This is a genomic window from Nonomuraea sp. NPDC050022 (genome assembly GCF_044460705.1).
In the GTDB taxonomy this organism is placed as follows: Bacteria; Actinomycetota; Actinomycetes; order Streptosporangiales; family Streptosporangiaceae; genus Nonomuraea.
The window spans coordinates 77,361-103,855 of record NZ_JBITKE010000018.1 but is presented as its reverse complement, the minus strand read 5'-3'; the positions used below and the strand labels follow the sequence as shown (position 1 = coordinate 103,855).

The following is a 26,495-nucleotide window of genomic DNA, read 5'->3' as shown; positions in this document are numbered from 1 at the left end:
CGGCATGTGCGGCGAGGCCGAGGCGCTCAATGCACGAAGAAAGGTCATCTCATGACGACGAGCGACAAGGTCGTGCTCGACGTCGGCGGGCTGCGCATGCGCTACGGCTCGGTCGACGTCCTGCACGACGTCACCTTCCACGCCCGCCACGGCGAGGTGCTGGCCCTGCTGGGCCCGAACGGCGCCGGCAAGACCACCACGATCGAGATCCTGGAGGGCTTCCGCACCCGCTCACAGGGCCAGGTCAAGGTGCTCGGCACCGACCCCGCGGACGGCGACGAGCGGTGGCGGGCCCGGCTCGGGGTTGTGCTGCAGTCCTGGCGCGATCACGGCAAATGGCGCGTACGCGAGTTCCTAACCCACCTCGGCACCTACTACGCCCCGTACACCACCCCGCGCATACAGCGGCCCTGGCACCCCGACGAGCTGATCGAGGCGGTCGGCCTGACCGAGCACGCCGGCAAGAAGCTCAGGACGCTGTCCGGCGGACAGCGGCGCAGGCTGGACGTGGCGATCGGCCTGGTGGGCCGTCCGGAGCTGCTGTTCCTCGACGAGCCCACCGCCTCGTTCGACCCGCAGGCCAGACGCGAGTTCCACGATCTGGTACGACGCGTCGTCGGCACCGGCGAGACCACAGTCCTGCTCACCACCCACGATCTGGACGAGGCCGAGAAGCTGGCCGACCGCATCCTCGTACTCAACGGCGGGCGGATCATCGCCGACGGCACGGCCGGCGAACTCGCCCAGCGGATCACCGGTGAGGACGAGGTGCGCTGGCTGCGCGGCGGGCAGCGTTTCACGGAGCGGAGCACCGACTCGACCAAGCTCGCCCGCGAGCTGTTCGCCCGATACGGCGACGACATCCACGAGCTCGAAGTCCACCGTGCCTCGCTGGAACAGACCTACCTCTCCCTGGTCCGCCAGGCCGAATCTCCCCAGGAGGCCACCCGATGAACCCGGCCACGACCGTACTGCGCACCGGCTGGACTCGTGGCCGCATCGAGCTGCGGCAGTCGTTCACCAATGGCGCCGATCTGTTCTCCCACTTCCTCTGGCCCGGACTGATGGTGGCCACCATGTTCTTCATCCGGGACCTGCCCTTCGGATCCAGCGGGCTCCTGCTAGGAATGCTGGCGCTGCCGAGCATCCTGGGCATGAACGCCGCGACCGGCATGATCAGCATGAGCCAGCAGCTCACCGCCGACCGCGAGGACGGCACTCTGCTGCGTGCCAAGGCGACCCCGCACGGGATGCCCGCCTATCTCATCGGCAAGGTGATCTCGGTCGCCGGCGGTCTCTTAGCCGATCTGGTCATCTTCCTGGTGCCCGCCATGCTCCTCGTCGAGGGCCTGCGGATCGGCCCCGGTTCCTGGCCCACCCTGGCCTGGACGCTGGTGCTCGGCCTGGTCGCGACCCTGCCGCTCGGCGCGGTCCTGGGCTCGGTGTTCACCAGCGCACGCGCCCAAGGGCTCATCCAGCTACCGTTCCTGGCCGTGATCGGCATCTCCGGCATCTTCTACCCGATCACCGCGCTGCCCGAATGGCTGCAATGGATCGCCCAGACCTTCCCCATCTACTGGATGGGCCTGGGCATGCGGTCAGCCCTGCTGCCGGACTCGGCGGCGGCCATCGAGATCGGCCAATCCTGGCGACACCTGGAGACCGTCGGCGTACTCGGTGCCTGGGCGGTGCTCGGCCTGCTCCTGGCGCCGGTGGTGCTGCGCCGGATGGCACGCGGCGAGTCCGGCTCAACCATGACGGCACGCCGCGAGCGCGCCCTGCAGCGGGTCGGATGACGCCATGACCGGCAACCGACCGAAGCGATAGAACCCCATGTGACCGGGTATGCGGAGCTCATGGGGGAGCACAGCGAAGTCGAGCCGTTAGGCGACCACGGATAGCTCGCGCGCATCCGCCTCTTCGGAGCGATCCCCTTTTGACAGACCCCCGCCATCGACGATGTACGACTCCGGGCGGTCATGCCGACGCCCGCGATTGAGCAGGAGGTGGGCCCGTGACTGGGGTGACCAGCAGGGTGGCATTGGTGACAGGGTCCAGCAGCGGAATCGGCGCGGCCACCGCGCGCCTTCTGGCCGAGCGAGGGATGCGCGTGGTGGTCAACTACCTCCGCAGCGGCGCGGCAGCCGAGGAGATCGTGGCCGGCATCGAGGCCGCGGGCGGCCAGGCCATGGCCGTGCAGGCCGACGTACGCGAGGCGGCGGCGGTCGAGAGCCTGACCGAGCGGGTACGGGCGGCATGGGGCGGCATCGACGTGCTCGTGCACAACGCTCTCACCCCGTACGCGATCAAGCCGTTCCAGGACATGACGTGGGAAGAGCTGGGCGGCAAGCTCGACGACGAGATGCGCGCGGCGTACGTGATCACCAAAGCCGTCCTGCCCTCCATGACCGAACAGGGCTGGGGACGCATCGTCTACATCGGTACCGGCCTCAGCCACCGGCCCCGGAAGAACATGATCGCACTGGGCACGGCCAAGGCCGCGCTGGTGCAGTTCGCCCGCTACCTCGCCCAGGAGCTGGGCCCGCGGGGCATTACGGTCAACGTCGTCGAGCCCGGCCCGGTGGAGGACACCCGCATCGCGGCCAAGGCGCTTGACGAGGAGCAGAAGAGGCAGCAATTGGCCGCCACTCCCCTGGGCCGCCTGGCACAGACAAGCGACGTCGCCCAAGTGGTCGCCTTCTACGCCGGCGAGGACAACGGCTTCATGACCGGCACGACGGCCGCGGTCGACGGCGGGATGTCCATGTAGTTGACCCCCTCGGTCCGGCCGGCATCCGGTACACCGTCACGGCACGCGCGGTGACACGATCAAGGAAAGACGTCCATGGACACGATCGATCTCACCTTCGTCGGGCGGGGTCTGCACGAGGAACTGGCCGCCTACATCGCCGACCAGCAGGACTACTATGCCGACGAGGGCGTCCACGTCGCGCTGCGTGACGGCTGCGCCTGGGACAACGAGCGGGTGCGCCACGGCGCCACCATCGGGCTCGGCCGGGCACTGCTGACCCGGCTGGCCGATGGCATCCCCTGGGTCGCACTCAACGTCAACACCCACCGCCCGCTGTTCTGGTTCCTCGCCCGCTCCGGCCTGACCTGTCTGGCCGACCTGGCCGGCCGGCGGCTGGCGATACACGCCCCCCACACCGCACCTGGCTGCTTCGCCCGGATCGTCCTGCGCCAGGCCGGCCTCGACCCGGACCGCGACATCCAGACCATTGTCCGCCCGCCCGGCGACTACGGCATGGACCTGCGCCGGCTGCGTGACGGAACGATCGACGCCGCCTTGGTCGGCACCACCATGGCGCCGGAGGCGGTAGCCGCCGAGAACGGCTGGCAGGTGCTGGCCTGGATCGGCGACCACTTCCAGATCCCCACCGTGGGCGTGGCCGTCGATCCCACCTACGTCCAGCCTGACGACCCCGCGGTCCAGGCGGTCGTACGAGCCCACCGGCGCGCCCTGGAGACGATCCGCACCGAACCCGACATCACGCTGCGGCACATAAGGACGTTCATCGGCCGACACACCGCGGACGAAGTCCGGGCCCACTACGAGACGTTCATCGCACCGTATTTCAACCCTGACGGCCAAGTCGACCTCGACGTCGGCGCCACCGCGATCACCGCGGTCGCCGCCGAACTCGGCATCCCCGCCACCGTCACCGCGGCCGAGTTCTACCGCACCGCACCCTAGGAGCCCGGCGCCGGCTCACCTGGGCGAAGCAGGCGCGACCGCGTGGTGGGAATGGTCGCTGTCCGCCCTATAGTTCATGACCGCCGACCGTGCTCATGATCGACGATTGAGGGCCGAATGATCATCTACACCCACGGCGTCCGCGTCCTGAAGCTCGACGAGTGCCGCGTGCGGCTCCGCGTGTTCCTGGCCGACTACGATCCGTCCCAGTCTCACAGCGATCTTCTTCCTCAGGGGCGGATCTTCTTCTTCGGCGTGTTGTGGCAGGCCGCTGACGGGGAGGCGGGACGACGGCGCGGCCCGCTCAACGGCCGCGTCGCGCTTGAAGACACCCTCGACCTGGACTGGGTCGAAGCGAACGCAGGCCGCTTCATTGAGAGCGTGGAGAGAGTCAGTGCCCGGAACCTCCCTCCTGGCGATGAGCTCGCCAGCCTGTACGAAACCCACTACACGGAACTCGATCGGCGCCTCCACCGGTGGCACGAACGATGGGAACACGAGGACCTGCTCATCCAAGCCGACTACGACGTAGTTGTCACCGACAAGCGCTGGCTGGAGCCGCTCCGCGAGGGGCAGGGAATGGGCACCGGCTTCGCGTCATGGGGCCGGACGGTGGCGGGCGGTCAGTTGGTACGTCTCGGCCTGATCCTCAAGGACCAGGGCGACAGGGAAGGGGCGGCGCACGCGTTCCGGCGCGCGACCACCGTCGACGACCCCGAGGCCAGGGTACGGGCGCTGCTGGCCCTTGACGATCTCGACACCGATCTCGACGCCCTGCGCTTCGACGACCAGATCGCCCACGAGGCGAGGGCCGCCTTGGAGCTCTGCGTCCGGCTCTCCGGGGAGGGCCGGTACGCGGACGCGCGGGCCGCGTACCTGATCGGGCAGAAGTTCGGAACGCCGGAGTTCATGGGCGAGGCCCGAAGGCGCGCGGGAATGGTGTCCCCGGCCGAGCGCGCGCATCGGCTCATGCGTGAGGGTGACCGCCCCGGGGCGCTGAACGAATTAAGGCGGGCGTACGACGGCGGAGACGAGGTGATCGACTTCGCCGTGGCCCTGCTCGACGGCGACTTCGAGACCGCGGACGCGACGTGGGCCGGCGGCGACCTCGACCGCACCCGCATGGCGCTGATCGCCGCCGACCTGGTGTTCGTCCATGCCCGCGAGGGTCACGACGACATGGTGGCCGCCCTGCTGGAATTGCGTGTGACGGCCGAACTCGGGTCGACGATGTGGCGGTACGTGCTCGAAAGCGAGAACGCCTACCCGCAGGAGGTCGCCGCCGCCATCGGTGAGCGCCTGATGCGGATGACGATGGCCATGCATTTGCCCGAGGACGTGCGGTGCATCGCGGAAACGGCCGGTGCCCAGTTCCCGGAGTTGGCGGCAGCTGCTTACGCCGAGCTCGGCGATCACTATGCGACCTTTGGCGGACCCGAGGACGAGGCCGAGGCCCGGGCCTTGGCCGTCTACTGGACGGGCGCGGCCGAGGAGACGAAGTTTCCCGGAGGTTGAGCGGACACGGCAAAGCTGTCAGCCAGTCGCTCGTGCGTACCGGTCGGCGAGACGGCGCAGGTGCGTGCGGAGTTCCGGTGGCCCGGTGACGTCGAAGTCCGCGTCGAGCAGGCCCAGGTAGACGCCGAGGGTCTCGACCGTGTCCGCGCCGGTGTGCAGGACGCAGGTGCGTTCGTCGACGCGTTCCACTGTTCCGACCGCCGGGCTGATCCGATCGGCGATGACCTCGGCCGGCGCGTGCACGGTGACCCGCGCCCGGTAACGCCAGGCGGCGGCGGACACCCGGCGTGACACGTATGCGGCGACGTCGTCGTCGGGCAGGTCGCGCGGGGTGAAGCGGGGGCCGGTCGGGGTGCGGGGCCGGATCCGGTCGACGCGGAAGGTACGCCAGTCGTCCCGTTCGACGTCCCAGGCCAGCAGGTACCAGCGGCGTCCCCAGTTGACCAGCCGGTACGGCTCGACAGTGCGCTCAGTGGCCGCACCGGCATGGTCGTGGTAGTCGAACCGGAGCCGTTCCCGATCGCGGCAGACCGCGCTCAACGTGGTCAGGATCGACGGGTCGACGCTGGGACCGGGGTCGTCCCGGGGCACCGGCACGGTGTAGGTCTGCAGGGTGTTGACCCGGCGCCGCAGCCGTGACGGCAGCACCTGCTCCAGCTTGGCCAGCGCCCGCAAGGACGCCTCCTCGATCCCCGCGATGGCGCCACTCGTCGCGGTCCGCAGGCCGACCGTGACGGCGACCGCTTCCTCGTCGTCGAGCAGCAGCGGCGGCAGCGCGGCGCCGGCGCCGAGCCGGTAGCCGCCGGTGGCGCCGCGCGTGGCCAGCACTGGATAGCCGAGGCCGCGCAGGCGCTCCACGTCGGTCCGCACGGTCCGCCCGCTCACCCCGAGGCGCTCGGCAAGTTCGGTTCCGGTCCAGTCGCGTGGGGTTTGCAGGAGGGAGAGCAGCCGCAGGAGGCGGGCCGAGGTTTCCAACATTCCTCAAGGATCCCCGACAATTAGGAGCGATGTCTTCCTAATGGCCCGGCAGAGTCGATGACATGAACGAGATCCGCGATTTCCGCATCGACATCCCGCAGGCCGACCTGGACGATCTGACCGAGCGCCTGGCCAGGGTCCGCTGGGCCGACGAGCTGCCCGACGCCGGCAGCGACTACGGCGTCTCACTGCAGTACCTGCGAGGCCTTGTCCAGCGCTGGCGCGACGGCTACGACTGGCGCGCGTGGGAGGCGAAGCTCAACGCGTACCCGCAGTTCACCACCACCATCGACGGGCAGAACGTGCACTTCCTGCACGTCCGCTCACCCGAGCCGGACGCCACGCCATTGCTGCTCACGCACGGCTGGCCGACCACCATCGTGGAGTACCTCGATGTCATCGGCCCGCTGAGCGACCCCCGAGCCCACGGCGGCGACCCGGCCGACGCCTTCCACCTGGTGATCCCCTCGGTGCCCGGTTTCGGCTTCTCCGGCCCCACCACCGAGCGGGGCTGGAACCGGTACCGGATCGCGAAGGCGTGGGCCGAGCTGATGCGCCGGCTCGGCTACGAGCGCTACGGCGCGCACGGCAACGACGGCGGCTCGCTCATCTCCCCCGAAGTGGGCCGGAACGACCCCGAGCACGTCATCGGCGTGCACGTCACCCAGGTCTTCTCCTTCCCCTCCGGCGACCCGGCCGAGCTGGCCGACCTGTCGGAGGAGGACCAGAAGAAGGTCCAGTTCCTGCGGTGGTGGCTGGAGAACGGCGGCGCCTACGACAAGCTGCAGTCCACCGCGCCGCAGACCCTGGCACACGCGCTGGCCGACTCGCCGGTCGGGCAACTGGGCTGGAACGCGCAGTTGCTCGGCCCCAACCTCGACCCGGACTACGTCCTGACCAACACGATGATCTACTGGCTCACCAACACCGCCGCGTCATCGGCGCGCCTCTACTACGAGGACTTCCACGCGGAAGGCAAGCCGGCCGAACCCACGACCGTGCCGCTCGGGCTGGCGAACTTCGCCTGGGACTTCCAGTCGATCCGCCCCTTCGCCGAACGCGACCACAAGAACATCGTGTCCTGGAACGTCTACGACACCGGCAGCCACTTCGCCGCACACGACGCCCCCGACCTGCTGATCGACGACATCCGCGGCTTCTTCCGCCAACTCCGCTGACCCCGGTCGGACCGGTCCGGGGGATGTCATCGCGAAGTGGTACGACATCGGCCGTTCTCCACACCGCGTACCGAGACGGCGATCCTTATGATCCTTTAACATGTAGGAGTCTAAAGTACTAGCAGGCTAGATAAATGGAGAAGCCAGTGATCGAGTTCCATCTGGACGGCAGGTCGGGTGTTTCGCCGTACCTGCAGTTGGTCCAGCAGGTACGGCATGCGCTACGGCTCGGACTGTTGCGCGAGGGCGACCAACTACCGACCGTCAAGGAGGTGGTGGCGCACCTGGCGATCAACGCCAACACCGTCCTGAAGGCCTACCGGGAGCTCGAGCACGAGGGCCTGGTGGCCGCCCGGCCAGGGGTGGGGACGTTCGTGACGGCGACGCTCACCGACACCTCCCTGGCCGCGCACGGCCCGCTGCGGATGGAACTGCGGCGCTGGCTGGCCAAGGCCCGCCGGGCCGGCCTCGACGAGGAAAGCATCGAGGCCCTCTTCATGACCACCTTTCGGACCACCGCTCAGGAGGACATAGCGTGAACGCTGTCCTGCAGGCTCAGGGACTGGGCAAGAGATACGGCAAGCGCTGGGCGCTGCGCGAGTGCACCATCGACATCCCGGCGGGCCACGTCGTCGGACTGGTGGGGCCCAACGGGGCCGGTAAGACCACGCTGCTGAAGCTGGCCGGCGGCCAGCTGGAGCCGACGGCGGGCGGCATCACCGTGCTCGGCGGTCGGCCCGCGGCCACGCCCGCGCAGCTGGCCAGAGTCGGCTTCGTCGCCCAGGACACCCCTGTCTACGCGGCACTGACCGTCGCCGATCACCTGCGGTTAGGGACACGGCTCAACCCTCGCTGGGACGCCACCATGGCGCGGGAGCGTATCGCGCGACTCGGTCTCGATCCCGGCCATCGGGCGGGCAAGCTGTCCGGCGGGCAGCGCGCTCAGCTCGCCCTCACCCTGGGCCTGGCCAAGCGACCTGAACTGCTGATCCTGGACGAGCCGGTCGCCTCGCTCGACCCGCTGGCCCGCCGCGAGTTCCTGCAGAGCCTGATGGAGGCCACGGTCGAGCACAAGTTCAGCGTGCTGCTCTCCTCCCACCTGGTCTCCGACCTGGAACGCGTCTGCGACTTCCTGATCGTGCTCGTCGACTCCCGCGTCCAGGTCGCCGGGGAGGTCGACGAGCTGCTGGCCACCCATCACCGGCTTGTCGGCCCACGCCGCGATCCCGACCGGCTCCCCGCCGACCAGCAAGTCATCTCCGCGCGCCACACCGACCGGCAGAGCACGTTCATCATCCGTACCGACGCCCCGATCCACGACCCCGCCTGGACGGTCAGCCAGCTCAGCCTTGAGGACCTCGTCCTGGCCTACATGGAGAAGCGCACCGCCGAGAACCGGCACGTCGCCCTGGAGGTGCAGCGATGATCTGGCTGACCTGGCGCCAGCTACGCGGCTCGGCCGCGATGTTGGCCGCGCTGCTCGTCATCCTCGCCACCGCCCTGGCTCTGACCGGCCCGGACCTGGCCTCCGACTACTCCACCGGTATCGCCGCTTGCGTTCAGGACGACACCTGCGGCCGCTTCTACGACCGGTTCTTCGGCGCGCACGACATGCCCTTCATGGCCGTCAGCCTCGTCGTGCTGCTCCTGCCCGCTGTCGTCGGGCTCTTCTGGGGAGCACCGTTGATCACCCGCGAGCTGGAGACCGGCACGCACCTGCTGGTGTGGAACCAGACTGTCACTCGCGGCCGCTGGCTGGCGGTCAAGCTCGCGTTGACCGGCCTGGTCGCCATGGCCGCCGCCGGCCTGTGCGGCCTCGCGGTGACCTGGTGGTCCGATCCCCTGGACAAGTCGGCCCCGGGCGACCTGGCTTTGATGGCTCCCCTGGTGTTCGGCGCGCGCGGCATCGCCCCGATGGGGTACGCCGCGTTCGCCTTCGTCCTGGGCGTGACCGTGGGCATGCTGGTGCGCCGCACACTGCCCGCGATGGCCCTGACGCTGGCCGTCTTCGCCGCGATCCAGCTCGCTATGCCGCTGCTGGTTCGGCCCCACCTGATGCCCCCGGTCACGGGGACCTTCGAGCTCAGCGAGACGAACGTGGACGGCATCGGCATAAACCGGGATCAAGGCGGACAAGTGGAGCTTCGCCTGAATGCGGCTATTCCCGGCCACGCGGGCGCCTGGGTCCTGTCCAGCGGTCTCGTCGATCCCTCCGGACGTCCGACTGCCGGCCCAGAGCCCGGAATAGGCATCGTCAAGATCTCGACGACGTCGGGACCCTGCGCACCGTCGTCGTCGACAATGGGCGCCTGCCCGACGGAGATCAACCGGCTCGGCTACCGGCAGCAGGCGACCTACCAGCCCCTCGACCGCTTCTGGCCCTTCCAGTGGATCGAGACCGGGATCTACGCTCTGCTCACCCTCGGCCTCACCTGGCTCTCCTTCTGGTGGATCCGCAGGCGCCTGTCATGACCGCCGTCAAGATCGCGACCGCCGGGCTCGCCCTCCTGCTGGCGGCGGCCTGCACGGCGCCGGCGCCACCGCGCAGCCAGGCGAGCACGGCGGCCAGTACGGTCTGCGCGGCGCCCCAGGGACCCCCCGGGGCGGAGACGGCCACCACGGTCGACATCATCGAGCAGGCCTACTTCTGCATCCTCGGCAATTACTACAGCGGCCCCACCCTCGACGCCCGCGCGCTGCTGGCCGCCGGATTCGTCGCACTGACCCAAGAGCTCAACCGCAACGGCCGCGACCTGCCCGAGGCCACCATGCCCGCGCTGACCGGCGACCGCAAAGCCGACTGGACCGCCTTCGAGACCGCCTACCGCAAGGTCACCGACCGGGTCCCCGACCTCCGCGACAAGCTGGCGATCGTCACCCTCGAGGCCATCGTGGCCGCCCTCGGCGACAACCACGCCCGCTGGACACACGGCGTCAAGCGGCCGCCCGACTACTACGACGGCGACGGCTACGGCCTGGGCCTTTTCGCGAACATCGAAGGCCCGCAGGTGGACGGCAATCCCGGCGTCGCCCTGCCCCCGCTGTTCGTCACCACCGTGCAGGGCGGCGCGGCGCAGGCCGCCGGACTGCGCCCTGGCGACATCATCGAATCGATCAACGGATCGGCGCCCTTCATCGACGGCAAGCCCAGCCCCGCGATCGCCGCCCTCTACCCGCAATACCCCGAAGCGCGCCCGGTCCGGCTGCGGCTCCTGCGCCAGAGCACCGGCCGCCGCTGGAGCATGACGCTCAAGCCCGGCCTCTACCAACGGGACCTGGCCGCCCTGCAAGTGGTGCAGTCCAAACTGCTGGACGACAGCATCGCCTACGTACGGCTGCGCGGGTTCGCCCCCGACTCCGCGGACCGGGTACTCAAAGCGATCTCCAGGCTGCGCACCGGCCGCACCCTCACCGGCGTCGTACTGGACGTGCGCGGCAACGGCGGCGGCAGCCCCACCGAGGCGACCCGGCTGGTGAGCGCGTTCGGCCACGGCAAGGTCACCGCCTACCAGTGCACCGTGGACGGCAAGTGCGAGACCTCGCGGACCGACGACACCGTCGAGCTGGTCAACCTGCCGCTGGTGGTGCTCACCGACCGCGGCTGCGCCTCGGCGTGTGAGCATTTCAGCTCCGCGGTCAAGGACCATCGCCTTGGCCGGCTGGTCGGCACCAGAACCGCCGGAGTCATCTCCGGCCCGGCGCAGTCACACCTGCTCGGCAACAACACCCTGCTGGGCTTCCCCGCCAGGCACCACCTGGGGCCTGATCGCGAGGTGATCGACCGGATCGGCGTACCGCCCGATCACTACGTGCCCCTGAGCCCCGAGGACGCGGCCGCCGGGCGTGACCCCGCCCTGGCCAAGGCCCTGACCTTGCTGCACACCTGAACGGACCTCGCGATGAGACACCTTTTGGCAGTCGCCGCGGCACTGACCGTCCTGGCCACGTCCGCCTGCACGGCACCCGTCCCACCCCGTTCCGCCGCCCCCTCGGCCACACCGACCGGCCCCGCCACCCTGCCCGCCCCCACCGGCGCCCACCCGGTCGGCACCACCGCCCTGTATCTGAAGGACACCTCCCGCCCCGATCCGTGGAACCTCGACGTCGACGCCAGGGAGCTCAAGGTCACCCTGTGGTATCCGGCCAAGCAGCGGGACGGGAAGCGTGCGCCGTACATGACACCGAAGGAATCGGAGCTCGCCATAAGGCGCTATGGGGTCGGGGGCGTCCCGGACGACACGCTGAGCAAGACCCGCACGAACGCCATCAAAGACGCGAAACTCGCAGGGGAAAAGCTGCCGCTGGTGGTGCTGTCCCCCGGTTTCACCAACCCGATGAGCACGCTCACGTCGCTGGCCGAGGACCTGGCCAGCCGAGGGTACGTCGTGGTCGGCATCGACCACACCTACGAAAGCTACGCCACGACCCTGGCCGACGGGCGGGTCGCCGAATGCCTAGCCTGTGACAGCGACACCGACCCGGGCTTCGGCACGGGAGTGGTCGCGGGCCGGGCGGCCGACGTCTCCTTCGTACTCGACCAGTTGCCCGCGAAATGGGACGGCTCCAGCGTGATCGACCGCTCCAGAATCGCCATGGTCGGCCAGTCGATCGGCGGGGCCGGCGCCATGGCCGCCATGCTCAAGGACCCCCGCGTGCGGGCCGGAATCGACATGGACGGCACCACCTACGCCCGGATCCCCAAGAGCGGGTTCACCCGGCCGTTCATGTTCCTGGGCTCGGCGCAGCACGTCCCCGGTGGCCGCGACACCTCCTGGGACCGCGACTGGAAGCTGCTGACCGGGTGGAAGCGCTGGCTCGTGGTGACCGGCGCGGAACACTCGACCTTCACCGACGCCTCGCTGCTGGCGGGCGCCCTCGGCGTCAAGCCCGCCTACGGCGTTCCGCCTGCGGCGCGCGCCGCCGAGCTCACCCGCACATACGTGGCGGCCTTCCTCGACCAGCACCTGAAGTCCAAGCGGCAGCCCCTCCTGGACAAGCCGTCATCGCGCTACCCCGAGGTCAAATTCTGCCCCGCGACCTGCGCTCAATCCTGAGGCCTGGCACGTCCGCCGAAGCCATCGCGAGTTCTCGACCGGCTGTGCCCGTGCAGGACGTACAGGCTAATTCCGTCACCCCTGCCGGTTTCTTGTAGCATCCCTCGGCGGGCAATCGAGCCGCGGCACGGCAAGGGCGGCCGGATGGGAGTCCCGATGCAGAGCATCACGAAGAACCGGCAGCCGCTGAAGACGCTTCGGGCGATGATCGAGCGGGCCTATGGGACCGCCCGGGTGCCCGACGGCGACGACTTCGCCGAGGAGATCACACACGGCTGGTTCAACGTGGTGTATCGCATTCGGCTTCGTGACGAACCGTGCTGGTGCAGATCGCCCTCGATCCGCTGCTGATCTTCGTCTGCGGCCTGGGTGTCGCCGGCGCGGCTCTCGGCACGGTCGGTGGCCAGGCCGTGTCGGCCGGCATGGCGCTCTGGTTCTTCTTCCTCCAGCGCGCTCGGCCGTACCGGATCCGGCCGGCCGACCTGCGCCCGCACCCGGCGACGATCGGGGCCGTGCTCGCGGTGGGCGCCCCCTCCTTCCTCGCCGGCTTCGGTGCCACGTTGCTGGCAGCCCTGATCAACACGACTCTCGCCGCGAGCGGCGCGGTCGCTCTGGCCGCCTACGCGGTGTGCGCGCGGCTGCAGACCTTCGTGTTCACGCCGCAGATCGGCATCACCCAAGGGATCCAGCCGATCGTCGGCTACAACGCCGGCCGCCGGCTGACCGGCCGCGTCAACCGGACTCTCACGCTGGCCATGCGCGGCACCGTCAGCTACGGGGCGACGACCGCGACGCTCATCGCCCTGCTCGCGCGGCCGCTCGTAGGGCTGTTCATCAGTGATCCACACACCACGTCCGTCACGGTCGACGCGCTGCGCGTCATCGCGATCGGATTCGTCTTCGCCGGCGTCCCGCCGCTGATCTCCGCCTACTTCCAGTCCCTCGGCCGAGCCACGCCGTCGTACCTGATCTCGATCGGCACGCTCGTGATCATCAAGGCGCCGCTCGTCCTGGCGCTCGGGACGCGCGGGCCCACCGGAATCTGGATCAGCCTGCCGATCGGTGAAGTGATCTCGGTCGTGGCCGCCGCCGGCCTTTTGTGGAGGTTCGGCCGGCCCAAGACGCTGACGGCTTGAGTCGCGGCGCAGCCGGTCATCGGGGCACTTCGACCAGGAGCATCTCGCTGAGCCGCCGCCGGAAGCGGGCACCCATGTCCACGCTGGCCGGGTCGAGGAGCCACTGCACCTGCAGACCGTCGATCAACGCGATGAGATCCGATTCGGCGCCCGCGATGCTCATCCCCGGCCGCACGAGTCCTCGGGAGTGGAGTTCCACGAGCGCATCGCGAATATCCCGGCGGATGTGCGTATATCGGTCGACGAAGTACGCGTGCGCCGGATGCTCCGGATCAGCGGCCTCGACCGACAGCACGGCGTACAGGCTCACAAGCTCTGGGACTGTCGCGTTGTAGTCCACCAATCGCGCGAGCCGGGAGAAATAGTCCAGGCCATCCGCCGTCGCGTCGAATCCGGCGAAGAACAACTCGCCGTTGACTCGATCCCGTTCTTCCAGCACAGCGGCCAGGAGCGCTTCCTTCGTCGGAAAGTGATGCGCCAGGCCCATCCGTGACACCCCGCAGTCCGCGGCGATCCGCACCATGCTCGCGTTGCGGTACCCGACCGAGGCGAACTTGGCGAACGCGGCCTCGACGATCTCAGCACGCCGCCGTCGCCCCTTCGGATAGCCCGCTCTCATCGATCGACCCCCCTAGCTGCATGTGGGCAGCACCATCGAAGATATCGCCCCCAGGTTGACAACAGACGGTCGAATCCAACACCCTTTCACTATTCGAATAGTGAAAGGGTGCTTTCGGTTGATCGAGTTCAACCTGGACCGCGGCTCGGGGGTTTCGACGTACCTGCAGCTCGTTCACCAGGTCAAACAGGCGCTCCGGCTCGGTACGCTGCGGCCCGGCGACCAGTTGCCGACCGCTCGCGAGGTGGTCGAGACCTTGGCCATCAACCCCAACACCGTGCTCAAGGCGTACCGGGAACTGGAGCGCGAAGGGCTGGTCGAGGGACGCCCGGGGATGGGGACGTTCGTCCGGCAGGGCATCGCGGGTGCGACGCTCGCCGAGCACACGCGGCTGCGGCGCGGCCTGGAGGCGTGGGTGCGCGAGGCCCGCGGGGCCGGGCTTGATCAGGAAGACCTGCGGGCGCTGTTCAATGTGGTCCTGGCCGACGTCGCCAAGGAGGGCGTGGCATGAGTCCCGGACTGGAGGCCACCGGCCTGGGAGTCCGCTATCGCCGTACGTGGGCGTTGCGCGACTGTTCGCTGTCCGTGCCCACGGGACGTGTGGCGGCGCTCGTCGGGCCCAACGGCGCGGGCAAGACCACGCTCATGCACGCGGCCGTCGGCCTGCTGCGACCCGCGCGGGGAAGCGTCCGCGTGGCCGGCGAGGCGGCGTTCGTGGCGCAGGACAAGCCGCTGTACGACAACTTCACCGTCGCCGAGATGCTCACCTTCGGCCGCCGCATGAACACCCGCTGGGACGCCGCCGCCGCTGCCGACCGGCTCGCCGGGCTGGGCATCCCGCTGGAGCGGAAGGTGAGCGGCCTGTCGGGCGGGCAGCAGGCGCAGGTGGCGGTCACGCTGGCGCTGGCCTGCCGACCTGACCTGCTGGTGCTGGACGAACCGCTGGCCAATCTCGACCCCTTGGCCCGCCACGAGGTGATGCGCTCGATCATGGCGGAGGTGGCCGAGCGGGAGCTGACCGTACTGCTGTCCTCGCACGTCGTCTCCGACCTGGAGGAGACGTGCGACTGGCTGATCGTGCTGAACGGAGGCCGGCTGCAGGTCAGCGGTGACATCGAGGACCTGCTCGACGGGCATCTCGTGCTCACCGGGCCGGAGGAGGCGTCGGCGGCGGGGACGCGGGTGGTGGGCGCGAGCCGTACCGGCAGGCAGGTCAGCATGTTGATCAGGGGCGCGCCCCCGCTCGATCCGCGCTGGCAGGCGCGGCGCCCGGGGCTGGAAGAGCTCGTCATGGGCTACCTGCGCAGCCCCGAGTCGGCGGCGCTGCCGGGCCTGACGGGGGTGGGCGCGTGATCTGGGTGACGTGGCGCCAGCACCGGGCACAGCTCCTCGTGACGGCGGGCTTCCTGGCGCTGCTGGGAATACTGCTGCTGGGCTCGGCGCTGGAGGCGAGCCGGTACGTGGCCGAGCACGCCCCGCCCGGCTGCCCGGGGCCCGCTGTGGCGTGCGGAGACCTGGCGGTGGCCCTCGGGCAGCGTTACGACGCGGCCTACTCGGTGTTCGGCTGGATGCCGCTGGTGGCGCCGGCACTGATCGGGGCGTTCTGGGGCGCGCCGCTGCTGGGCCGTGAGTACGAGCGCGGCACCCACCGCCTGGCCTGGACCCAGTCCGTGCCCGTGTGGCGGTGGCTGGCGGTCAAGCTGTCGATCCTGGGCGGGGCGGTGGTGGCGGGTGGGCTGCTGCTGTCGCTCATGGTCAGCCTGTGGCGGCCGGTGTTCAGGGCGGGGGTCGACTCCACGTTCGGCAACATCGGCGTGTTCAACATGGTCGGGGTGGAGCCGGCGGCGTGGTGGCTGTACGCCTTCGCGCTCGGCACCGCCGCCGGCACCCTGTTCCGGCGTACGCTGCCCGCGATGGCACTGGTCGTGGCCGTGGTGGTGGTCACGATGGTCACGCTGTTCAAACTGAGCGACTTCTACGCCGAGCCGGCGCGTACCGAGTTGTCCGGCACGGTGCTGCTGGACGATCCCGACGCCCGGCTGGTGAGCGCCGCCTGGGTGGAGCCGTCCGGGAGAGAGGTCGCCGAGCCGGTCGGCAGCGGCTGCCCGCGGCGGGTGGATGTGGGGCAGAGCGACAAGAACGCCAGGGCGTGGCAGGCGTGCCTGTTCGGCAAGGGTTACCGGTACGCGGTCTACTACCATCCGTCGTCCAGGTTCTGGCGCTTCCAGTGGACCGAGGCGGCGATCCTGACGCTCGCGTCGGCGGCCCTCGGCGGTCTGGCCGTACGCCGCACCCTGCGCCGCCCCGGCTGACAGGCATCCTCCGTCAGGATGGCTGGACTTGGTCGAAGAGGGCGAGGGCTTCGGCGGGGTCCGGGCTCACGAGGCGTTCCAGACCGGCCGTCGTGATCTTCGCCCACTTGCCGGCCCGTGCCCACATCTGTTCCTCGAAGGCGCGGACGACCTCGTCCAGGTCGCCGGGGGCGGCGGCGATGGACTCGGCGAGTTCGGCGCCTTCCAGCATTGCGAGGTTCGCGCCGACCCCCAAGGGGGGCATCAGGTGGGCGGCGTCGCCCAGCAGCGTCACCCCGGGGACGTGGTCCCAGGTGTGGGAGACGGGCAGGACGTAGAAGGGGCGGTGGACGAAAGCGGTACCGTGGCGGAGGAGGTCGAGGACGGGAGCGGCCCAGCCGTCGAACAGAGCCAGCAGGCTCGATCGCATGGCCTCGACGTCGGCCGGGTCCAGGCCCGCGTACCAGTCCAGCGGCGCGCGGAACTTGGTGTAGACCTTGACGTGGCCGCCGCTGTTGCGCTGGGCGACGAGGGAGCGGTTCACGCCGTACACGGCCACCGAACCGTCGCCGATCAACCGGGCGAGGTCGGGGTGGCGGGTGTCGATGTCGTCCAGGGAGGTCTCGACCGAGCTGACGCCGGTGTAGTGCGGCGTCACCGGCGAGAGCGCCGGGCGGACCCGGGACCAGGCGCCGTCCGCGCCGACCACGAGGTCGAACCTCTCCTGTCGCCCGTCCGCGAAATGGACCAGCACGCCATCCCGGGTCCCCGGCACCACCTCCGTCACGCCCCGCCCCCACTGAACCTCCATGGGGCCGAGCAGCAGGTCACGGAGTTGCCCGCGGTCGATCTCGGGATTGGCCCGCTCATCCGGACCGGGTCGCCAGTCGCGCAGGACGGTCCCGTCCGTGTCCAGGATGCGCATGGCCTGCCCCTCGGGACGGGACAGCGCCTGGTACTCCCCCAGCAGCCCCGCCTTGTCCAGTGCACGCTGGCCCAGCCCTTCGTGCAGGTCCAGCGTGCCGCCCGGAGGACGGGCGTCGGGGGCGGGATCGCGTTCGAAGACGGTGGCGGGGTGATCGTGGCGGTGCAGGACGCGGGCGAAGGTAAGGCCGGCGGGGCCTCCCCCAATCACGGCGATACGATGGCTCATGTCGATACACTGTATTTGATGGATACAGCGTATCGCAACAGTACGATGTACCCATGACTGTGTGGGACCGGCCGGAGCCGCCGACACGACCCGTGCCGCTCGACCGGGAGCGAATCGTCGCCGCCGCCATCGCGCTGGCGGACGAGGGTGGGCTGGAGGCGGTGTCGTTGCGTAAGGTCGCCGCCCGGCTGGATGCCGGCCCGATGCGGCTGTACGGATACATCTCCACCAAGGAGGAGCTGTTCGACCTCATGGTGGACGAGGTGCACGCCGAGATCCTCCCCGAGGAGCAGCCCGCTGACTGGCGGGAGGCGCTGCGCGTCCGAGCCCACCGCACCAGGCAGGCAACCCGCCGTCACGAATGGCTGGCCGACCTGCTCGGCGGCCGTCCGGCCCTGGGCCCGAACGCCCTCGCCGTGACGGAGGCCACGCTGGCCGCCCTCGACGGCCTCGCCGACGTCGACACCGTCAGGCGCGCTGTGGAGACCGTCAGCGCCTACTTCACCGGCGCGATCAGGCGCGAGATCGCGGACGTGCGGGCCGAGCGCGCCACGGGCCTGTCCAAGCGCGACTGGCAGCGCGCCTCCGGCCCGCATGTGCGCAGGATGCTGGCCACGGGCCGCTTCCCGACGCTGGCCAAGGCCGTGCGCGACGGCACGGAGGTGGACGCCGAGACGTCCTTCGCGACCGGCCTGGAGTGGGTCCTGGACGCCGTGGCCGCCAAACTCGCCCCGCCGCCGGCGTGAAGCTCAGGCTGGGCGCCCGCATAGGTGGTCAGCTCGGAGTTCCGCTGCCCTTGCAGACCGCGCGGGCCAGGCTCGCGCTGCTGCAGACCGCCCTCGTACTGACCGCCGGCGCCGCGCTGACCGGGCTGACCTACCTGCTGATGCGGCGCCGCGCGCTCTTCACCTACCTGGACCCGACCGGCTCCGACCCACCGGAGGTCAAGGACCTCACCGAGCGGGTCCCGGTCACCACCCCGGCCGACGAGCTGTCGGCGCTGGCGGGCACGGTCAACGACATGCTGGACCGCATACAGCGCGGCATCGCCGAGCGCGACCGGATCCTGGACAGCCAGCGGCTGTTCACCGCCAACGCCGCCCACGAGCTGCGTACCCCGCTGACCACCGCCCGCGCCGCGATCGATGTCACCCTCGACGGACACCCCAGCCGCGCCGAGCTGCTCGCGATGGCCGGCGACGTACGCGACGCCGTCGAGCACATGCGACGCGTCCTGAACGGGCTGCTGCTGCTGGCCCGCAGCCAAGCCGGCCTGGCGGCGCGGCAACCGGCCGACCTGACCGCCATCGCGGCCACCGCCCTCGACGCCGTCCAAGCGCGAGCGGCGGCCGCCGGCATAACGGTGCGGCCCCGGCTCCGGCCGGCAGATCCCGCCCGAAGAGGCCGAGACGCTGCTGGAACCGTTCGTGCACGGGCAAGGCACCCGCGTCCGCACCCACGGCCTGGGGCTGGGACTGACGATCGTCCGCGCGATCACCCTCGCCCACCAGGGACGCATCGCGGTCACCGCCCGCAGCGGCGGCGGCCTCGACATCACCATCGACCTCCCGCGCGACCCGACGGCGACGGCGGATCGACCGGCACGATGGCGCGATGCGGTCCTTCGCGTGTCGGCCCGGCCGTGGCCGCGCGTCAGCCGCCGCCTGGTGGGTTGACCGGCGCGCCGGTGACGGCCGCAGCCTCCCGCAGGCAGATGTCCAGCAGCGGCACGCCATCGCAGTTGGTGAGGATGACGCCGACCCAGCCGGTGTCCCGGTAGATGCTCCAGTTGGCGCCGATGCCACCGGCCCCGCCGCCGCGCCCGATCACCCACTGGCCGTTGATGATGCTGATCGGCATCGTGTACGCCCCGTACGAGGTGGGCTCCGGGCCGGGGAGCTTGGCCCCGGCGAACAAGTCGGCGTAGGGCCGCTCCAGCACTGTGCCGTCGCGCAGCGCTTCGGCGAACCGGACCAGGTCCGGCGCGGTGGCGAAGCCGTCGCCCGAGGCGTAACCGATGAAGGCGCGGCCCGGATTCCTGCCTTGTGTGTTCGGGTCCAGGCTGCCCTTGTCCAGGTTGCGGACGGCGTCCACCAGGCTGCCGTCGGCTTGCAGCATGTACGGGTGCGCGATGTGCTTGTCGGTGAGCCACTGCTCCCTGGTGTAGAACGCCGAGCCGCTCATGCCGGAGCGCCCGAAGACATGCTGATGCACGTAATCCCAGAACGTCATGCCGGACACCGCCTCCACGATCAGCGCCGCCATGGCCAGGCCGACGCCGCCGCCGGGAAGGTGGCCGTTGGACCCCGCGCCGGGGACCCCCACCAGCGTCGCCTGCCGGGCCCACTGCTCCTTGTACTCGTGCACCTCCTCCCGGCTGTGGAAGACGCGTTGCCAGTCCGGCATCGGGGCGTCCAGCCCGGAGGTGCTGGTGAGCAGGTGGTGGATGGTCACCTTCTCGGCGATCTCCTTGGGAAAGCCCGTCAGGTGTTCGCCCACCGGGTCCGACAGAGCCACCCTGCCCTGCTGCACCAACTGCAAGACGGCCACCGATAAGAAAGGCTGGCTCCCCGAAGAGAGGTTGAACGCCACGTCCTCGTGATTGCGAATCCCCTTCTCCTTGTCGGCCATGCCGTAGCTGCGCGACAGCACCGTCCGGCCCTGGTACGCCAGCAGCACCACGCCGGAGAACTTGCCCTCGGCGGCCAGCTTCGCCACGTACCGGTCGTAGGCCCCGCCGGGCCGGGTATCCGGTGGGATCCGATCGTCCCCGGACGGGTCGGCGTGGCTGGGCTGGGCGCCTACCAACGGCGCGCCGGCCGCCACCAAGCCGGCGGCGGCGAGCCCGCCCCATTTGACAAGCCGCCGCCGGTCGATGCCACCTACCGAATCGCAGTCCATGATCACAATCCTTCCCGGTCGACGAACCTGGCGCTGACAGTGATGCGCTGTGGTCGACGTCCACTGAAGACGAATCACTGTTGCGGTGGCGTATGCGATTTTTGATACGCCCGCGATACAGCGGCGCGTTCGCGTACCCGGCAAGGACGACACAACGGAGGGATCAGAATTGGACGTTGGTCATCGTGTACCACGTCGGAACGAATGTCAGCAGGACCACTGCGCCCAGGACCGCGAACGACCTGAGTGCGCGTGAGGTGGTGAGGATCGCGGGTGCGATGGGCCTCAGGGGCGCCGCCGCGTACAGAGCTCCGTCGTACAGCAGCACTTTGCCGAAACCGCTGCCGGCGAAGAAGAAGCCGAACAGCGCTTGAAGTGACCAGAGTGCGCCGTTGAGCGTGAACCTCATTCCGCGCCCCTTGGGCTGCTGCTCAATGTCGACGTCGGCGTTCATCGGTCCTCAAGCAGTCCGAGGACGTTGCCGTCGAGGTCGGTGACGGTGGCCACCAGACGGCCGCCGCCGACGTCGTGCAGGGGCTCCCTCACGACGGCCCCCGCGGCGGTCACCTGGGCCAGCTTCGCCTCGAGGTCCGGCACGTGCCAGTAGGCCACCGGCGAGGTCATGCCCTGGGGTCCACCGCCCGGCACCAGCCCGATGTGCTGGCCCTCGGCCTCGAAGCCGACGTAGTAGGAGGAGTCGCTCTGTGGCGCGATACCGAGCAGGGCCGCGTACACCGCCTTGGCCTTCGCCAGGTCGGACACGGGGTGCAGCACGGTCTTGATGCCTTGCGTGGAAGAGCCGGTCATGGTCGCTCCTGTAGTCGTGGGTCATATCGACCCGCTGTGTGCGTGTGCACAGCCTCTCCTCCGGCCTGGCCGGTCCACATCCGTGGTGACCACGGAACCGCACACGGATCGACGGCACGGATCGCGTACGGCGGTCATCACGGAAGGGAGCACGGAAGGGATGCGGCAAACTTGCACAGTGGCGACAGAAGTGGAGACCTCGCCTCGGGAAGCCGAGGTGCTGGAACTGGTCGGAGCCCATCTCAGCAACGCCGAGATCGCGGCACGGCTGTGCATCTCGGTACGTACGGTGGAGAGCCATGTCTCCTCGCTGCTGCGCAAGCTGGAGGTGCCGGATCGGCGGGCGCTCGCCCAGCGCGCCCCCCAGCCGGCCGGCACGGGCCCGGCTCAACCGGCACCGGTGCTGCCGGACCCGCTGACCTCGTTCATCGGCCGGGTGAGTGAGCGGGCCGTGCTGAGCGAGCAGATCAGGACACACCGCCAGGTGACCGCGCTCGGCCCCGGCGGAGTGGGCAAGACCCGGCTCGCGCTGGCGGTGGCCACGCAGGCGGCCGGCGATTACGGCGACGGGGTGTGGTTCGTCGACCTGGTCCCGGTCACCGATCCGGGCATGATCGCGACCGCGGTCGCCGGGGCGCTCGGCCTCGGTGAGCCGCCCGGCCGCGACATGAGCGCGTCCGTGGTCGCCGCGCTGGCCGACCGCCATGCGCTGCTGGTCCTGGACAACTGCGAGCATGTGGCGGACGGGGTCGCGCTGTTCCTGGAGCGGCTGCTGGTGGCCTGCCCGCGCTTGACGGTGCTGGCGACCAGCCGGACGCGGCTGATGGTGCCGTTCGAACGGGTGTATCCGGTTCCGCCGCTGTCGCTGACCGTCGATGGCGGGTCGGACGCGGTCGCGCTGTTCATGGAACGGGCGGCGGCGGCCGGCCGGCCGCTCGACCCGCCGCCGCTCGACCAGGTCGTCTCGATCTGCGAGCGGCTGGACGGCATGGCGCTGGCGATCGAACTGGCCGCCGCCCGGTATCCCGCGCTCGGGCTGGACGGTATCGCCGCCGCTCTGTCCCACCCGCTCCGGATGCTCACCGGTGGCTCCCGCGCCGACGAACGGCACCGTTCGGTACGCGCCGCGCTCGACTGGAGCCATGCCCTGCTGGAGCCGGCCGACCGGGCGCTGCTGCGCCGGGTGTCGGTGTTCGTGGCGCCGTTCACCGCGGCCGCCGCGGCCGAGGTGACCGGGTCCGAGGAGGGCCTCGTCGCCGACGGGCTGGCCCGGCTGACCGAACAGAGCCTGCTGACGGTGACGGCGTCCCCCGGCGGGACCGAGTACCGCGCGCTGGAGACCATCCGCCAGTACGGCATGGAACGGCTCGCCGAGGCCGGCGAGCTGGTCGACGCTCGATCGCGGCACCTTCGCTGGTGCCTGACCAGAGCCGCCGGGCTGGAGACGGTACGAGCGGACTGGCGGGCCCGGTTCGACCTGGTGGCCGACGACCTCCGCGCGGCCCTGGCGTGGGCGGCCGACCTGCCGGAGCAGCGCGCGGACGCGTACCAGCTCGCCCGGCACCTGGCGGAACTGACCTTCACCCGCAACCTCGTCGGAGAGTCCCAGCGGCACTATGAGCAGGCGGCCGCGCTCGCGACCGACCCCACCGCCACCGCGTCGTTGCTGCGGCAGGCCTCAGCCGTGGCAGGCTGCCGGACGATCGGTGATGACATGTACCGTCTGCGCCGCGCGGCCGCGGACGCCGCCCGCGCCGGCGGTGACACCGCCGGCGCCGCCGCGGACCTGGCGAGCGCCGCCACCATCGCATTCCGGTTCTCGCCCACGTTCTTGCGGCTCCCGCCCCGGGAGGAGGCGCTCGCGCTGATCGCCGAGGCGCGAGAGTCGGCCGGCGACGATCCGGCCGCGCGGGCCGCGGTCGCATTGGCCGAGGCCGCGGTGGTCGCCGACGCGTTCGGCGCCGCCCAAGGGCCGCCCGGCAATGCCGTACCGGAGACGATCGCGCGCGCCGAACGCGCGGTCGAGCTCGCCCGCCGGACCGGCGACCCACTCGCCGAGTCGGCCGCGCTCGACGCGCTCACCGGCGCTCAGAGCTGGGCCGGCGACACGTTCGCCACCGCGACTACGGCCCGGCGCCGGATCACGATCCTGTCCTCCCTGCCGATCACGCCGGCCGGTACCCACGAGCTGATCGACGCGCTCGGCATCGTCGCCGAGGCTGATCTCGGCACCGGGGAGGTGCCAGGCGCCCGCCGATGGGCGCGCCAACTGGCCGACCACCCATCGCTGGCGGAGGCCGGTGACCGCGCCACCTGCCGGCTGCTGATGGTCGACGCGCTGGCGGGCAACGTCGACGAGGTGCTCACCGGCGGCGTCCGGTTCCTCGACTCGTGGCGGCGGGCAGGCAGCTCCGCCTGGTCGCTCCTTCGCCCGGCGGTGGCCGGGGTGGCGATGATCCACGGCCTCCGCGGTGATCAGGACGCCCGGCGCGAATGGCAGGAGATCCTGGATCGGCTCGACACCCCACCGGAGCGTGCTTACGGCTACGGGGCGGTCTTCGACGCGATACTTCAGCTGCACCGCGGTCAGGCGGCGGAGGCGCTGGAGCGGCTGGCCCCCGAGCCCAGGCAGGTGTGGAAGTGGGTCACCTGGATCTGGCACCACTGGTATGTCGCGCTGCGTGCCGAGGCCGCCGTGCTGGCCGGAACCCCCGACGCTCGCGACCGTGCGGTCGAGGCCCGGACCATCGTGGCCGGCAACCCAATCTCCGCCGCCATCGTGGAGCGAGCCGAAGCCCTGCTCAACGGCGATCAAAAGGCGTTGCTGGCCACAGCGGACGCGTTTGACACGGCCGGCTGTCGCTACCAGTCCGCACGGACCATGGTGCTCGCCGGCGGCCGGCATGCCGAGCGCGGCGCGGCGCTGCTCGCCGACCTGGGCCTCGCCCCGATGGCCCCAGCTCTGCCTCCGGGTTCCCGCACCAGAAGCTGACTGGCATGTACATGCTGTCCTTTACGGGCAACGCGCCCAACGAGCGGCTGCGGCGCCGAGGTCGGCGCTCTGGTGGCGCGCAACCGCATCCCCTGGCCAGCACCGCGCTGCAGGAGATCGTGCGCTTCGTCGGGGTGCACGCCGTCGGCCGCGTGCCGGCCGAGACCGCGTTTGACCGGCACGGTGACGGCCTACGGAGCCAGAGCGCTGAACTCCTCGGATGCCGCGTCGTCGCCGCTGGGCCAGCACGGGGTGTCTGTAGTCCTGGGGAAATTTTGGTCGGATATCGCTGACCTGCACTGATGCGCGGGTCCCTCTGATGACCCGGCAAGGGAAAGCCTCGTTTCGGGAATAGCCGGTACATGTACCCGGGCCGTATCAAGTGGGTTGAGGTCGTCGAGCAGGCCCGTCTGGCCAGCACCGCTTACGAGGGCGGAGTGACACTGCGGCAGTGCCTCTACCCGCCTCGCCGTCGCCGAGGTCATCCCGAACACGGCGGCGGCCTACCGCAAGCTCATCGCGGTGAGGAAGCAGGCCACGACGCCAGTTGGCTGGGTGCCGAGGCGGTGGGTCCGGGTGGCTGGCTACTTGGAACGGAATCCGGCGTTCAGCGGGGTTCTCCCGCGCGAGTGAGCCCCTGCCGTTGCGGCCGGAGCAATCCTGGTCGTGACGGCCAGGAACGGGGTGGTCAGCCGCCTGCTTCCAGCGGCTTGGGCGAGGGCCCCGAGGCGGGTGTCACGGCCCGTGTCACGGTCACGGTCTGGATGGCCTGTTCGAGTGACGGTGCTATCTGGAATGTGGTGCGCAGGCTGGTGATCGACAGGATGCGTTCCAGCGGGGCCGGCACCTGCGCCAGTACCAGGCCGGCCTGCTGCCGGCGGCTTTGCTGCAGCAGCAGGACCAGGACGCCGATGCCCGTGGAGTCGCAGAAGGTCACGCCGCTCAGGTCCACTACCAGCGCGCTGGACGGTGCCGCCTGCCAGGGATCTTTGACCTGGTGGTGCAGCAGGCCGGCGTGTTGGTGGTCGAGTTCGCCGGTCGCTCGGCCGCGATGTGGTCCTTGTGCACGGCGATGGAGACGGTGAAGCGCTCGGTGGAGCCGTGGTCCTCGGTCACGGGACGTTTTTCTCGAAAAACAGGGGTCCGTTTCAACGGCCGGCGTCGGGCGGGCCTGGCTGTCGTGGAATTGTCGTGGCGGCCCGGCGTTTCGGGCGCGGCTGGTCCTGATGGTGTGGTTCACCCGGTGAAGTGAGGACAGATCTCGCGCTGGGTGTAGCGGCCGGGCACGCCCTGGCCAGCGGCGGTCCAGAACGGCTCGGAGTCGCGGAAGTGGCCGCCGAGAGTGTGGCAGGACAGGCCCGGGTGTTCGGTGCGCAGCTGGGCCAGCGCGGGGCGGCGGTGAGCAGTGGCCTGGACGTGAGGCGGAGGGTTCCTGCTGATGAGGGGACCACCCGCGGCCTGGCGGGGCAGGTCAGCCGCGGGTGTTCCAGACCAGGGGCGCTTTGCGGGTCCATGTGTCGTCCTCGATCGTCTGGACGAGGAACTGGGCGAGGTCGGCGCGGTTGATCCGTGCGCCGGGCTTTTCGGTGCCCGCCTCGGCGGCCCGCACCGGGCCACCGGCGGGCTTGTCGGTCAGGGTTACGGCGCGGGCCAGGGTCCAGTCGATGCCGGACGAGGCGCGGATGACCTGGTCGACGCCGGTGTGGTCCGCGAAGCCTGCCTTGATGTTCGACAGCTTGATGAATGCCTTGACCAGCGGGTTGAGCCGGGCCCAGTCGTCGCCCGCGCCCTGCGTGGACGTCAGAACGATGCGGCGGATGCCCTGCTCGGCCATGACGGTGAGAGTGTGGCGGGCGGCGGCGGTCATGAACATCGGCGGGCTGACCGGCTTGGCCCAAGGGTTGTCGGAGGCGCGGCCGTTGTTCAGCACGCTGATCACCGCCTCGGTGCCTTCGGCAGCCCGGCGGATGTCGTCGATGTTCGCGGGGCTGCCCTGGATCAGCTCGACGCCGGCCGGTGCCTGCACCTTGTCGGGGTTGCGGACGAGGGCGCGGACGCGGTGGCCGCGCTGAGCCGCGTACGCCAGCACGTGAGCGCCGGTGCGGCCGCTGCCGCCGAAGACGAGGAGGTCACTCATGGTGATCAAATGCCTTTCG

General features: G+C 70.3%; 28 protein-coding genes and 1 pseudogene. 21 read left to right on the top strand and 8 right to left on the bottom strand.

Annotated elements, in window-relative coordinates; all coding sequences use genetic code 11:
- Positions 1-51 precede the first annotated feature (51 nt).
- The 5 genes from ACIBO2_RS52175 to ACIBO2_RS52155 all read left to right on the top strand — a co-directional run bounded on the left by ACIBO2_RS52175 (position 52) and on the right by ACIBO2_RS52155 (position 5,230).
- On the top strand, positions 52-954 hold the full coding sequence (locus ACIBO2_RS52175) for an ABC transporter ATP-binding protein (protein ID WP_358548054.1): 903 nt from the start codon (positions 52-54) through the stop codon (positions 952-954).
- Positions 951-1,796: an ABC transporter permease gene (locus ACIBO2_RS52170; RefSeq protein ID WP_397304780.1), complete on the top strand. Its 846-nt coding sequence runs from the start codon at positions 951-953 to the stop codon at positions 1,794-1,796. The genes ACIBO2_RS52175 and ACIBO2_RS52170 overlap by 4 nt, the downstream gene beginning before the upstream one ends.
- A 248-nt stretch (positions 1,797-2,044) precedes the next feature.
- The gene (locus ACIBO2_RS52165) at positions 2,045-2,770 is read left to right on the top strand and encodes an SDR family NAD(P)-dependent oxidoreductase (RefSeq protein WP_397304779.1); all 726 of its coding nucleotides are present in this window, start codon (positions 2,045-2,047) and stop codon (positions 2,768-2,770) included.
- A 75-nt stretch (positions 2,771-2,845) separates the two neighbouring features.
- The gene (locus tag ACIBO2_RS52160; RefSeq protein WP_397304778.1) at positions 2,846-3,715 is read left to right on the top strand and encodes an ABC transporter substrate-binding protein; all 870 of its coding nucleotides are present in this window, start codon (positions 2,846-2,848) and stop codon (positions 3,713-3,715) included.
- 117 nt (positions 3,716-3,832) lie between these two features.
- Positions 3,833-5,230: a hypothetical protein gene (locus ACIBO2_RS52155; RefSeq protein WP_397304777.1), complete on the top strand. Its 1,398-nt coding sequence runs from the start codon at positions 3,833-3,835 to the stop codon at positions 5,228-5,230.
- A gap of 18 nt (positions 5,231-5,248) precedes the next feature.
- Here ACIBO2_RS52155 and ACIBO2_RS52150 read toward each other — a convergent pair whose 3' ends face one another.
- Entirely contained in the window at positions 5,249-6,208 is a 960-nt protein-coding gene (locus ACIBO2_RS52150; RefSeq protein ID WP_397304776.1) for a helix-turn-helix transcriptional regulator, read from the bottom strand.
- Between the two features lie 62 nt (positions 6,209-6,270).
- Here ACIBO2_RS52150 and ACIBO2_RS52145 point away from each other — a divergent pair, with 62 nt between their 5' ends.
- From ACIBO2_RS52145 to ACIBO2_RS52110, 8 genes are all read left to right on the top strand, one after another.
- Positions 6,271-7,386, top strand: a complete 1,116-nt coding sequence (locus tag ACIBO2_RS52145) for an epoxide hydrolase family protein (RefSeq protein WP_397304775.1) — start codon at positions 6,271-6,273, stop codon at positions 7,384-7,386.
- Positions 7,387-7,520: 134 nt separating this feature from the next.
- Positions 7,521-7,925, top strand: a complete 405-nt coding sequence (locus ACIBO2_RS52140; protein ID WP_358548033.1) for a GntR family transcriptional regulator — start codon at positions 7,521-7,523, stop codon at positions 7,923-7,925.
- Positions 7,922-8,812 (top strand): ABC transporter ATP-binding protein, encoded by an 891-nt coding sequence (locus ACIBO2_RS52135; RefSeq protein ID WP_358548030.1) that lies wholly within the window; start codon positions 7,922-7,924, stop codon positions 8,810-8,812. The genes ACIBO2_RS52140 and ACIBO2_RS52135 overlap by 4 nt, the downstream gene beginning before the upstream one ends.
- Positions 8,809-9,858: an ABC transporter permease gene (locus ACIBO2_RS52130; RefSeq protein WP_397304774.1), complete on the top strand. Its 1,050-nt coding sequence runs from the start codon at positions 8,809-8,811 to the stop codon at positions 9,856-9,858. The genes ACIBO2_RS52135 and ACIBO2_RS52130 overlap by 4 nt, the downstream gene beginning before the upstream one ends.
- The gene (locus ACIBO2_RS52125) at positions 9,855-11,273 is read left to right on the top strand and encodes a S41 family peptidase (RefSeq protein ID WP_358548025.1); all 1,419 of its coding nucleotides are present in this window, start codon (positions 9,855-9,857) and stop codon (positions 11,271-11,273) included. The genes ACIBO2_RS52130 and ACIBO2_RS52125 overlap by 4 nt, the downstream gene beginning before the upstream one ends.
- Before the next feature lie 12 nt (positions 11,274-11,285).
- Positions 11,286-12,440 carry an alpha/beta hydrolase family protein gene (locus ACIBO2_RS52120; RefSeq protein ID WP_397304773.1) on the top strand — a complete coding sequence of 385 codons (1,155 nt, stop codon included), beginning with the start codon at positions 11,286-11,288 and terminating at the stop codon, positions 12,438-12,440.
- 156 nt (positions 12,441-12,596) lie between these two features.
- Positions 12,597-12,791, top strand: a complete 195-nt coding sequence (locus tag ACIBO2_RS52115; RefSeq protein WP_397304772.1) for a hypothetical protein — start codon at positions 12,597-12,599, stop codon at positions 12,789-12,791.
- The gene (locus tag ACIBO2_RS52110; RefSeq protein WP_397304771.1) at positions 12,758-13,576 is read left to right on the top strand and encodes an MATE family efflux transporter; all 819 of its coding nucleotides are present in this window, start codon (positions 12,758-12,760) and stop codon (positions 13,574-13,576) included. The genes ACIBO2_RS52115 and ACIBO2_RS52110 overlap by 34 nt, the downstream gene beginning before the upstream one ends.
- A 16-nt stretch (positions 13,577-13,592) precedes the next feature.
- Here the strand turns inward: ACIBO2_RS52110 and ACIBO2_RS52105 are convergent, their stop codons facing one another.
- Complete coding sequence (locus tag ACIBO2_RS52105; RefSeq protein ID WP_397304770.1) at positions 13,593-14,195, bottom strand: TetR/AcrR family transcriptional regulator; 603 nt, start codon at positions 14,193-14,195, stop codon at positions 13,593-13,595.
- Positions 14,196-14,313: 118 nt separating this feature from the next.
- On the opposite strand from ACIBO2_RS52105, the gene ACIBO2_RS52100 reads away from it, so the two are divergent.
- From ACIBO2_RS52100 to ACIBO2_RS52090, 3 genes are read left to right on the top strand one after another with little or no spacing between them, the layout of a single operon-like run.
- Entirely contained in the window at positions 14,314-14,706 is a 393-nt protein-coding gene (locus ACIBO2_RS52100; protein ID WP_357955352.1) for a GntR family transcriptional regulator, read from the top strand.
- The gene (locus tag ACIBO2_RS52095) at positions 14,703-15,548 is read left to right on the top strand and encodes an ABC transporter ATP-binding protein (protein ID WP_358548011.1); all 846 of its coding nucleotides are present in this window, start codon (positions 14,703-14,705) and stop codon (positions 15,546-15,548) included. The genes ACIBO2_RS52100 and ACIBO2_RS52095 overlap by 4 nt, the downstream gene beginning before the upstream one ends.
- The gene (locus ACIBO2_RS52090) at positions 15,545-16,507 is read left to right on the top strand and encodes a hypothetical protein (RefSeq protein WP_358548009.1); all 963 of its coding nucleotides are present in this window, start codon (positions 15,545-15,547) and stop codon (positions 16,505-16,507) included. Before ACIBO2_RS52095 ends, ACIBO2_RS52090 begins: the two co-directional genes overlap by 4 nt.
- 13 nt (positions 16,508-16,520) lie before the next feature.
- Here ACIBO2_RS52090 and ACIBO2_RS52085 read toward each other — a convergent pair whose 3' ends face one another.
- Positions 16,521-17,639 carry an FAD-dependent oxidoreductase gene (locus tag ACIBO2_RS52085; protein ID WP_397304769.1) on the bottom strand — a complete coding sequence of 373 codons (1,119 nt, stop codon included), beginning with the start codon at positions 17,637-17,639 and terminating at the stop codon, positions 16,521-16,523.
- Between the two features lie 53 nt (positions 17,640-17,692).
- On the opposite strand from ACIBO2_RS52085, the gene ACIBO2_RS52080 reads away from it, so the two are divergent.
- From ACIBO2_RS52080 to ACIBO2_RS52070, 3 genes and pseudogenes are all read left to right on the top strand, one after another.
- Positions 17,693-18,385: a TetR/AcrR family transcriptional regulator C-terminal domain-containing protein gene (locus ACIBO2_RS52080; protein WP_358548004.1), complete on the top strand. Its 693-nt coding sequence runs from the start codon at positions 17,693-17,695 to the stop codon at positions 18,383-18,385.
- A gap of 140 nt (positions 18,386-18,525) precedes the next feature.
- Positions 18,526-18,900: pseudogene (locus tag ACIBO2_RS52075) on the top strand (histidine kinase dimerization/phospho-acceptor domain-containing protein); the annotation flags it as partial.
- A 166-nt stretch (positions 18,901-19,066) separates the two neighbouring features.
- A complete protein-coding gene (locus ACIBO2_RS52070; protein ID WP_358548410.1) occupies positions 19,067-19,315 on the top strand; it encodes an ATP-binding protein in 249 nt (82 codons plus the stop codon).
- Here ACIBO2_RS52070 and ACIBO2_RS52065 read toward each other — a convergent pair.
- The 3 genes from ACIBO2_RS52065 to ACIBO2_RS52055 form a co-directional block, all read right to left on the bottom strand.
- Entirely contained in the window at positions 19,293-20,540 is a 1,248-nt protein-coding gene (locus ACIBO2_RS52065; protein WP_358548001.1) for a serine hydrolase domain-containing protein, read from the bottom strand. The two genes, ACIBO2_RS52070 and ACIBO2_RS52065, sit on opposite strands and share 23 nt — an antisense overlap.
- Before the next feature lie 163 nt (positions 20,541-20,703).
- The gene (locus tag ACIBO2_RS52060; RefSeq protein ID WP_397304768.1) at positions 20,704-20,994 is read right to left on the bottom strand and encodes a hypothetical protein; all 291 of its coding nucleotides are present in this window, start codon (positions 20,992-20,994) and stop codon (positions 20,704-20,706) included.
- Positions 20,991-21,347 carry a VOC family protein gene (locus tag ACIBO2_RS52055; RefSeq protein WP_358547996.1) on the bottom strand — a complete coding sequence of 119 codons (357 nt, stop codon included), beginning with the start codon at positions 21,345-21,347 and terminating at the stop codon, positions 20,991-20,993. The genes ACIBO2_RS52060 and ACIBO2_RS52055 overlap by 4 nt, the downstream gene beginning before the upstream one ends.
- A gap of 178 nt (positions 21,348-21,525) precedes the next feature.
- On the opposite strand from ACIBO2_RS52055, the gene ACIBO2_RS52050 reads away from it, so the two are divergent.
- Complete coding sequence (locus ACIBO2_RS52050; protein WP_397304767.1) at positions 21,526-24,339, top strand: ATP-binding protein; 2,814 nt, start codon at positions 21,526-21,528, stop codon at positions 24,337-24,339.
- A gap of 688 nt (positions 24,340-25,027) precedes the next feature.
- On the opposite strand, the gene ACIBO2_RS52045 is transcribed toward ACIBO2_RS52050, so the two are convergent.
- A complete protein-coding gene (locus ACIBO2_RS52045) occupies positions 25,028-25,345 on the bottom strand; it encodes an STAS domain-containing protein (RefSeq protein ID WP_397304847.1) in 318 nt (105 codons plus the stop codon).
- Here ACIBO2_RS52045 and ACIBO2_RS52040 point away from each other — a divergent pair.
- Positions 25,337-25,591 carry a hypothetical protein gene (locus ACIBO2_RS52040; RefSeq protein WP_397304851.1) on the top strand — a complete coding sequence of 85 codons (255 nt, stop codon included), beginning with the start codon at positions 25,337-25,339 and terminating at the stop codon, positions 25,589-25,591. The two genes, ACIBO2_RS52045 and ACIBO2_RS52040, sit on opposite strands and share 9 nt — an antisense overlap.
- Before the next feature lie 219 nt (positions 25,592-25,810).
- Here ACIBO2_RS52040 and ACIBO2_RS52035 read toward each other — a convergent pair whose 3' ends face one another.
- Positions 25,811-26,476: an NAD(P)-dependent oxidoreductase gene (locus tag ACIBO2_RS52035; RefSeq protein ID WP_397304765.1), complete on the bottom strand. Its 666-nt coding sequence runs from the start codon at positions 26,474-26,476 to the stop codon at positions 25,811-25,813.
- Positions 26,477-26,495 lie beyond the last annotated feature (19 nt).